The organism is uncultured Microbacterium sp. (assembly GCF_963521695.1).
In the GTDB taxonomy this organism is placed as follows: domain Bacteria; phylum Actinomycetota; class Actinomycetes; order Actinomycetales; family Microbacteriaceae; genus Microbacterium.
This window is the reverse complement of record NZ_CAUQWC010000151.1, coordinates 1-8,821: the sequence shown is the minus strand read 5'-3', so window position 1 is coordinate 8,821 and position 8,821 is coordinate 1. Positions and strand designations below refer to the sequence as shown.

The following is an 8,821-nucleotide window of genomic DNA, read 5'->3' as shown; positions in this document are numbered from 1 at the left end:
GAATCACAGTGTTGTGATTTCGTTATGCGCGGGCGATAATGGCCGGACAACCGAACAGTCGCCACACTCCATCCCAGGTCGTAGGGGAAGACGTACCTGACGAAGGAGAGACCATGGCGATCACGTCTTCGCGCGGAGTGATCCTGATCCACTCCGCGCCCCGCGCGTTGTGCCCCCACCTCGAGTGGGCGGTAGGACGCGCCCTCGGCCGAGCCGTCAACTTCGACTGGGCCGACCAGCCCGTGCTCGTGGGGAGCCGCCGCGCGGAGTTCTACTGGGAGGGCCCGGTGGGTTCCGGTGCGGCTCTCGCGAGCGCCATTCGCGGCTGGGAGCATCTGCGCTTCGAAGTGAGCGAGGATCCCACTCCCCGCAGCGACGGCGGACGCTGGATGCACACGCCGGGTCTCGGCATCCACTACGCCCAGACCGACGCGGCGGGCAACGTCGTCATCGGCGAGGATCGCGTGCGCTACGCGATGGAGGTCGCCGCCGGTGACCTGCTCGAGCTGCAGCGCGAGCTCGACATCGCCCTCGGTTCGTCGTGGGATGAAGAGCTGGAGCCCTTCCGCCACGCGGGCGACGATCAGCAGATCGTCTGGCTGCACAAGGTGGGCTGAGCGCCGCCACAGAGCGTCGGCGGGGAGGCGCCACTACCGGAGGTCGGTGAATACACCTGGCACCGAGACCGCGTATCCCCGGCCCGGCACGACGAACGCCCCCGGACACCTCGACCTTCGTCGGAGGATGCCCGGGGGCGTTCTCATCTGCGCACAGCGACGCAGGCCGCCGCCAGTGGGGCCCGTGTCAGCCCGTCGAGTGTCCACGAGAGTCGCACGCCGCGGAACTCGGTCCGGGTGTCGTGGACACTCGGGAGCCCGCGGGCGCGCCGCCGAGGGTCGCGGAGACTCGGGACCGCCGCAGCAGCCGTCAGACCGAAGCGATCGCGACGACGGCGTTGTGGCCGCCGAAGCCGAACGAGTTGCTGATGGCGAGCTGGTCGCCGGCGCCGAGCTCGACGGGCGAACCCGACAGCGCGAACGGGACTTCGGGGTCCTGCTCGGTGAGGTTGATCGTGGGCGGCGCGACGCGATCCTGCAGGGCCAGCACCGTGAAGATCGCCTCCAGCGCACCGGTGCCGCCGAGCAGGTGCCCGGTCGAGGCCTTCGTGGCCGACACGGGGATCTCGTCGATCCGGTCGCCGAACACCGTGTGGAGCGCCCGGTACTCGTTCGGGTCGCCGACGGGGGTCGACGTGGCGTGCGCGTTGATGTGCGTGACATCGTCGGCCGATGCCCCGGCCATGTCAAGCGCCAGGCGCACGGCGCGGGCCGCACCCGTGCCCTCGGGGTCGTTGGCGGTGATGTGGTACGAATCGGCGGTGACGCCGCCTCCGACGATCGACGCGTAGATCTTCGCGCCGCGGGCCTTGGCGTGCTCCTCGGTCTCGAGGATCAGCACGCCGGCGCCCTCGCCCATGACGAAGCCGTCGCGGTCGACGCTGGCGGGGCGCGAGGCCGTCTCAGGCGAGTCGTTGCGCTTCGACAGCGCCTGCATCGAGGAGAAGGACGCGATCGTGATCGGGTGGATCGCCGACTCGGTACCGCCGGCGATCACGACGTCGGCGAGGCCGTCGCGGATGTGCTGCACGGCGTTGACGATCGACTCGGTGCTCGACGCGCACGCCGAGGCCACCGTGCGGGCGAACGCACGGGCGTTGAAGTGCAGCGACAGGTTGCCCGCCGCGGCGTTGGGCATGAGCATCGGCACGGTCATCGGCATGACGCGGCGCGGACCCTTCTCGCGCAGGGTGTCCCAGGCGTCGAGCAATGTCCAGACGCCTCCGATGCCGGTTGCGAAGTCGACACCCAGGCGGTCGGGGTCGATGTCGGGAGCGCCGGCGTCTTCCCACGCCTCTTTGGCCGCGACGATCGCGAGCTGAGACGACGGGTCGAGCCGCTTGGCGATGGGACGCTCGAGCACGGTCTCGGGACGCACCAGCGCCTCCGCGGCGAAGGTGACGGGCAGGTTGTACTTCTCGACCCACTCGTGCTCGAGGGTGCGCGCGCCGGAGGTGCCGGCGAGCAGCGCCGACCAGCTCTCGGGGGCGGTGCCGCCGATGGGCGAGGTGGCACCGATACCGGTGACGACGATGCGGGGTGTGCTCATGAGCGAAGAATCCTTGGTGCGGCCGACGGGTCGTGACCGGTGGGGGCCGGAGCCCCCACCGGGAGGTGTCAGGACTGGTTCGACGTGATGAAGGTCACGGCGTCGCCGACGGTCTTGAGGTTCTTGACCTCGTCGTCGGGAATGGTGACGCCGAACTTCTCCTCGGCGTTGACGACGATCGTCATCATCGAGATCGAGTCGATGTCGAGGTCGTCGGTGAACGACTTCTCCATGGCGACCTCGTCGGCCGAGATGCCGGTCTCGTCGGTGATGAGCTCGGCAAGGCCGGCGAGAACCTCGTCGTTGGTGAATGCCATGATGTCTCCTGTTTTTCTTGGGGTGGGCCCGAACGAGCCTGGATCAGTTTAGGGTTCGACGGCCGTGCGTCAGGGGAGGACGACGACCTGCGCGCCGAACACGAGTCCGGCGCCGAAGCCGATCTGCAGCGCGAGTCCGCCGCTGAGCTCGGGGTGTTCCTCGAGCAGGCGGTGGGTGGCGAGCGGAATGGATGCCGCCGAGGTGTTGCCCGTGGTCTCGATGTCACGGCCGATGACGACGGTCTCGGGCAGGCCGAGCTGCTTGGCGAACTCGTCGATGATGCGCATGTTCGCCTGGTGGGGCACGAAAGCGGCGAGGTCGGCGGGCTCGATGCCCGCGGCCTCGATCGCCTGTCGGGCGACCTTTACCATCTCCCAGACGGCCCAGCGGAACACCGTGGGCCCCTCCTGGCGCAGGGTGGGCCACGCGGCGGTGCCGTCGCGGAAGTCGGTGAGCGTGGCGTTCATGCCCACGGCATCCGACTTCGATCCGTCGGATCCCCAGACGGTGGGGCCGATGCCGGGGGTGTCGCTGGGACCGATGACGACGGCGCCCGCACCGTCGCCGAGCAGGAACGAGATGCTGCGATCGGTGGGGTCGACGATGTCGCTGAGCTTCTCGGCGCCCACCACGACGACGTGCTTCGCCAGGCCCGCGCGCACCAGCGCGTCGGCCTGGCCGACGCCGTAGGCGAACCCGGCGCAGGCGGCGTTGACGTCGTAGGCGGCCGCGGGGTTCGCACCGATTCGGTCGGCGACGATGGCCGAGGCCGACGGCGTCTGCTTGGGGTTGCTGATGGTCGCCACGATCACGGCGTCGATGTCGGCGGGTGCGACACCCGACTTCTCGACGGCCTCCCGCGCGGCCTCGGTGGCCAGGTCGATGGCATCCGTGTCCTTATTCGCCCGCACGCGGGTCACGATGCCGGTGCGCTGGCGGATCCACTCGTCGCTGGAGTCGATGGGGCCGACGAGGTCGTCGTTGGGCACGAAGTTCTCGCCTCGAGCGGCGCCGTACGCGTAGATGCGCGTGTGGGCGGGGCCCTGCAGCTGACGGAGGGTGGGGGTGCTCATGCCTGGTCTTCCTTCAAGAGTGAGACGGCCGCGTCGAGGTCGTCGGGGGTCTTGACCGCCACGGTGGGCGTGCCGCGCAGGGCGCGCTTGGCGAGCCCGGTCAGCGCTCCCGCGGGCGAGAGTTCGATGATGCCGGTCACGCCGTGTTCGGCGAAAGATGCCATGCAGCGGTCCCATCGCACGGGGGAGGCGACCTGCGCGACCACCAGGTCCAGCGCGCGTCGGCCCTCGGTGACGACGGAGCCGTCGGAGTTCGTCCACAGCGTCGTCGCCGGGTCTGACACCGGGACATCGGCCGCTGCGGTGCGAAGCGCCTCGACCGCGGGCTCCATGAAGCGGGTGTGGAAGGCGCCGGCCACCTGCAGAGGGATGACGCGCGCGCCGCGCGGTGCCTCTCCTGCGAGCTCGGCGAGGGCGGGCTTCTCACCCGCCGCGACGATCTGGCCGCCGCCGTTGTAGTTGGCGGGGGTCAGGCCGAGGGTCTCGAGCCGCTCGAGCACGGCCGTCTCATCTCCGCCGACGACCGCGCTCATGCCGGTCTCGACCGCGGCGGCTGCGTCGGCCATGGCGCGACCGCGCAGGCCCACGAGGCGCAGGGCATCGGCGTCACGGAGCACACCGGATGCCGCCAGCGCGGCGATCTCGCCGACCGAGTGACCCGCGACCCCGGCGACGGGCGTACCGGCGCTCTCGGTGAAGGCGGCCCACGATACGAGGCTCGCCGCCACGATGAGCGGCTGCGCGACGGCCGTGTCGCGGATCTGGTCGGCGTCCCACTCGGTGCCCGCGGCGATCAGGTCGACGCCCGACTGCTCGGAGAAAGCCTCGAGGCGCTCACGTACTCCGTCGAGTTCGAGCCACGGGGTGAGGAATCCGGGGGTCTGCGAACCCTGTCCCGGGAAGACGGCGATGATCACGATTCCATCCTGACAGGGATCGGGCGACCGCTTCTGGAGATATCGACACAGATATGCGGCGTGTCTTTGTGCGTGCCGTGCATCACCGCGGTTGCGACGGCCGCCGTTTGCCGGTTCCGCGACGCCGCGTGGCGTCGGTGCCGATCGATCCGAGGATCAGCGCCGTCTGCAGGATGAGCGCCTCGCGCGGTCCCGTGGCATCCCATCCGATGACTTCGGAGACGCGCTTGAGGCGGTAGCGCACGGTGTTGGGATGCACGTACAGCTCGCGGGCCGTGGCCTCCAACGACCGGCCGTTGTCGAGGTAGCTCCACAGCGTCGCGACGAGATCGGCGCTGTGCGCGTGCAGCGGGCGGTACACGCGGTCGACGAGGGTCTGCTTCGCCACCGCGTCACCCGCCAGGGCGCGCTCGGGGAGCAGGTCGTCGGCCTCGACGGGTCGCGGCGCGTGCCTCCACGCCCGGGCGACAGCGAAACCCGCGAGCGCGGCGCGAGCGCTCTGTCCCGCGTCGACGAGGGCGGGAACAGCCGGTCCGAGCACGAGGTGACCCGTCCCGAAGCTGGGCTCGAGCCGCTTCGCGATGTCGGTGAACGGCAGCTCGGTGATCTCGGCGCCACCGCGGGCGGGCAGGTCGGCGCGGCCGAGCACGAGCACCAGACGCAGGCCCTGCACTCCGATGAGCACGTCGACGCCGAGCTTGCGCGCGGTACGGCGCACCTGATCGACATCGAGCTGCGGGGGAGTCGTGCCCACGAGCACCGACACCTCGCCGTGGCCGTGCCACCCGAGAGCGGCGATGCGGCTGGGGAGTTCGTCGTCGGCCTCGCCGGTGAGGATCGAGTCGACGACGAGGGCTTCGAGGCGCGCGTCCCAGAGGCCCCGCGCCTCGGCCGCGCGTGCGTAGACGTCGGCGGCGGCGAACGCCACTTCGCGCGAGTACGACAGCATCGCCTCGCGCACCTTCTCGCTGCGGCCGGCGACCCGCTCCTCCATCACCTCGACGGTGACGCGCACGAGCTGCAGCGTCTGCGTCAGGCTGACGCTGCGCAGCAGCTCGCGGGGGGCGGCGGCGAAGATGTCGGCCGCGATCGCGGGAGTGGATGCCGGCTCCTCGAACCACTGCAGGAACGAGGTGATGCCGGCCTGTGCCACCAGCCCGACGGCGGAACGCCGAGCCGGCGGCATCTCGGCGTACCAGGGGAGCGTCTCTTCGAGGCGCTGGATCGTGGCGGTGGCGAGATCGCCCGAGATGCGCCGCAGCCACGCGAGGGTTTCGGCCTTCTCGACGGCCGCCTCAGCGCGCGCGTCCCCTCCCGAAGACCGGTCGGACCCGGCCCCGCCCGAAGAGGGGGAACCGGGTCCGACGGTGGAGTCCGTCACGTGGATCAGGCCTCGCCACCCGCGTTGCCGCTGGTGCCGGCGTTGACGTCGTGCAGGCGGTACTTCTCGATGGCCTGTCCGACCACGGCGCGGTCGATCTTGCCCTCTTCGGCCAGCGCCTGCAGGGCGCGGACGGCGAGCGAGGGGCCGTCGATCTTGAAGAAGCGACGAGCCGCGGCACGGGTGTCGGAGAAGCCGAAGCCGTCGGCACCGAGCGTCCAGTAGTTCTGCGGCACCCACTGGCGGATCTGATCCTGGACGGCGTGCATCCAGTCGCTGACCGCGACGACCGGGCCCTCGGCCTCTTTGAGCTTGTCGGCGAGGTAGGGCGTGCGGCGCTCCTCATCGGGGTGCAGGAAGTTGTGCTCGTCCGCGGCGAGACCGTCGCGGCGCAGCTCGGTCCACGAGGTGACCGACCACACGTCGGCGACGACGCCCCAGTCGTCCTTGAGCAGACGCTGGGCCTCGAACGCCCACGGCACGCCCACGCCCGAGGCGAGCAGCTGCGTGCGGGGACCGTCGCCCTCACCCGAGGAGATGTGGTGGATGCCACGGACGATGCCGTCGACGTCGACCCCCTCGGGCTCGGCCGGCTGCACGTACGGCTCGTTGTAGACCGTCATGTAGTACATGACGTTGGGGTCGGGGTGGTTGCCGCCGTACATGCGCTCGATACCCGAACGCACGATGTGCGAGATCTCGTAGCCGTAGGCCGGGTCGTACGACACGGTCGCGGGGTTCGTGGATGCCAGCAGCTGCGAGTGGCCGTCGGCGTGCTGCAGACCCTCACCCGTCAGCGTCGTGCGACCGGCGGTGGCGCCGATGATGAAACCGCGCGCCATCTGGTCGCCCGCGGCCCACTGGGCGTCACCGGTGCGCTGGAAGCCGAACATCGAGTAGAAGACGTAGACCGGGATGAGCGGCTCGCCGTGCGTGGAGTACGACGTACCCGCCGCCGTGAACGCGGCCAGGGCACCGGCCTCGTTGATGCCGACGTGGATGATCTGCCCCTGCGGGCTCTCTTTGTACGCCAGCAGCAGCTCACGGTCGACCGAGGTGTAGTGCTGGCCCTTGGGGTTGTAGATCTTCGCCGTCGGGAAGTACGCGTCCATACCGAACGTGCGCGCCTCGTCGGGGATGATCGGCACGATGCGGTGACCGAAGTCCTTGACCCGCAGCAGGTCCTTCAGCAGACGCACGAACGCCATCGTCGTGGCGATCTCCTGCGTGCCCGAACCCTTCTTGGGGAGCGCGTACGCGGCATCCCCGGGGAGCTCGAGACCGACGTGGGTGGTGCGGCGCTCGGGCAGGAATCCGCCGAGCGAACGGCGACGCTCCAGCATGTACTGGATGGTCTCGTCCTTCTCGCCGGGGGTGTAGTACGGCGGCTGGTACGGGTTCTCTTCGAGCTGGGCGTCGGTGACGGGGATCTCCATCGCGTCGCGGAACGACTTGAGGTCGTCGAGCGTCAGCTTCTTCATCTGGTGTGTGGCGTTGCGACCCTCGAAGTGGGGGCCGAGGCCGTAGCCCTTGATCGTCTTGGCGAGGATGACGGTCGGCTGGCCTTTGTGCTCGGCCGCCGCCTTGAACGCCGCGTAGACCTTGCGGTAGTCGTGGCCACCGCGCTTGAGGCCCCAGACCTGCTCATCGGAGAAGTCCTTGACGAGCTCGAGGGCACGCGGGTCGCGACCGAAGAAGTTCTCGCGGACGTAGGCGCCGTTCTCGGCCTTGTACGTCTGGTAGTCGCCGTCGGGGGTGGTGTTCATCAGGTTGAGCAGCGCGCCCTCGGTGTCGCGGGCGAGCAGGTCGTCCCACTCGCGGCCCCAGACGACCTTGATGACGTTCCAGCCGGCACCGCGGAAGAAGCTCTCGAGCTCCTGGATGATCTTGCCGTTACCGCGCACGGGACCGTCGAGGCGCTGGAGGTTGCAGTTGATGATGAAGTTCAGGTTGTCGAGGCCCTCGTTGGCCGCGACCTGCAGCTGACCACGGCTCTCGACCTCGTCCATCTCGCCGTCGCCGAGGTACGCCCAGACCTGCGAGTCGCCGACGTCTTTGATGCCGCGGTTGGCGAGGTACTTGTTCGACATCGCCTGGTAGATGGCGTTGATCGGCCCGAGGCCCATCGAGACCGTCGGGAACTGCCAGAACTCCGGCATGAGGCGGGGGTGCGGGTACGAGGGGATGCCGTTGGGGGCCTGCGACTTCTCCTGGCGGAAGCCGTCGAGCTGCGCCTCGGTGAGGCGACCCTCGAGGTAGGCACGGGCGTAGGCGCCGGGCGAGGCGTGGCCCTGGATGAAGATCTGGTCGCCGCCCGAGGGGTCGTCCTGGCCGCGGAAGAAGTGGTTGAAACCGACTTCGTAGAGCGCGGCCGACGAAGCGTAGGTCGAGATGTGGCCGCCGACACCGATGCCGGGGCGCTGCGCGCGGTGCACGGTGACCGCGGCGTTCCAACGGATCCACTTGCGGTAGCGCCGCTCGAGCTCCTCGTCACCGGGGAAGTCGGGCTCGTTCTTCTGCGAGATGGTGTTGATGTAGTCGGTGGTGGGAACCATCGGCACGTTGAGGTGCAGTTCCTTCGAGCCCTTGAGAAGGCTCAGCATGATCTCGCGCGCACGGGCCGGGCCCTTGGCCTGGACCAGCTGGCGCAGGGATTCCTGCCACTCCCCGGTCTCTTCCGGGTCGCTGTCCTGCGGCCCCTGCGAATACGGATCCTGGTCGTGAACAGTCACGGAAGACCTTTCGTCGTCTGGCAGGTCATGCCAGAGAATCGCCATACGAGTGCGGCAACCCTTGTCTGCTCCGCACAATCAACCAGAGTCCACCCTAGCGAGTCGGGGCCGCCTCGGATGCGCGCTGCCGACGCGCCCCGCCGCACGCTCGCGGCGACTGCTCGACGTCGAGACGTCTTCGGCATCCGTGTGCTCCCCCTGAAGGATGCCGGGCCACGCCGCACGGGCGGGGGA

Annotated in this window: 7 protein-coding genes; 1 reads left to right on the top strand and 6 read right to left on the bottom strand. The window is 69.5% G+C overall.

Going from position 1 to position 8,821, the window contains the following annotated elements:
• Positions 1-113: 113 nt before the first annotated feature.
• Positions 114-617 carry a DUF3145 domain-containing protein gene (locus RWP81_RS11465; protein WP_055954545.1) on the top strand — a complete coding sequence of 168 codons (504 nt, stop codon included), beginning with the start codon at positions 114-116 and terminating at the stop codon, positions 615-617.
• 310 nt (positions 618-927) lie between these two features.
• Here RWP81_RS11465 and RWP81_RS11460 read toward each other — a convergent pair whose 3' ends face one another.
• The 6 genes from RWP81_RS11460 to aceE all read right to left on the bottom strand — a co-directional run bounded on the left by RWP81_RS11460 (position 928) and on the right by aceE (position 8,587).
• Complete coding sequence (locus RWP81_RS11460) at positions 928-2,166, bottom strand: beta-ketoacyl-[acyl-carrier-protein] synthase family protein (RefSeq protein WP_314456211.1); 1,239 nt, start codon at positions 2,164-2,166, stop codon at positions 928-930.
• Positions 2,167-2,234: 68 nt separating this feature from the next.
• Entirely contained in the window at positions 2,235-2,483 is a 249-nt protein-coding gene (locus RWP81_RS11455) for an acyl carrier protein (RefSeq protein ID WP_108320051.1), read from the bottom strand.
• A 69-nt stretch (positions 2,484-2,552) separates the two neighbouring features.
• A complete protein-coding gene (locus tag RWP81_RS11450) occupies positions 2,553-3,557 on the bottom strand; it encodes a beta-ketoacyl-ACP synthase III (RefSeq protein ID WP_314456207.1) in 1,005 nt (334 codons plus the stop codon).
• Positions 3,554-4,474 carry an ACP S-malonyltransferase gene (locus RWP81_RS11445; protein WP_314456206.1) on the bottom strand — a complete coding sequence of 307 codons (921 nt, stop codon included), beginning with the start codon at positions 4,472-4,474 and terminating at the stop codon, positions 3,554-3,556. The genes RWP81_RS11450 and RWP81_RS11445 overlap by 4 nt, the downstream gene beginning before the upstream one ends.
• Before the next feature lie 82 nt (positions 4,475-4,556).
• Positions 4,557-5,735, bottom strand: coding sequence for a CdaR family transcriptional regulator (locus tag RWP81_RS11440; RefSeq protein WP_055955396.1), 1,179 nt, complete (start codon positions 5,733-5,735; stop codon positions 4,557-4,559).
• Positions 5,736-5,860: 125 nt separating this feature from the next.
• Positions 5,861-8,587: a pyruvate dehydrogenase (acetyl-transferring), homodimeric type gene (aceE, locus tag RWP81_RS11435; protein WP_314456204.1), complete on the bottom strand. Its 2,727-nt coding sequence runs from the start codon at positions 8,585-8,587 to the stop codon at positions 5,861-5,863.
• Positions 8,588-8,821 lie beyond the last annotated feature (234 nt).

Coding starts and splice junctions, on each gene's coding strand:
- RWP81_RS11465 (WP_055954545.1), top strand. CDS start 114: ATGGCGATCACGTCTTCGCGCGGAGTGATCCTGATCCACTCCGCGCCC.
- RWP81_RS11460 (WP_314456211.1), bottom strand. CDS start 2,166: ATGAGCACACCCCGCATCGTCGTCACCGGTATCGGTGCCACCTCGCCC.
- RWP81_RS11455 (WP_108320051.1), bottom strand. CDS start 2,483: ATGGCATTCACCAACGACGAGGTTCTCGCCGGCCTTGCCGAGCTCATC.
- RWP81_RS11450 (WP_314456207.1), bottom strand. CDS start 3,557: ATGAGCACCCCCACCCTCCGTCAGCTGCAGGGCCCCGCCCACACGCGC.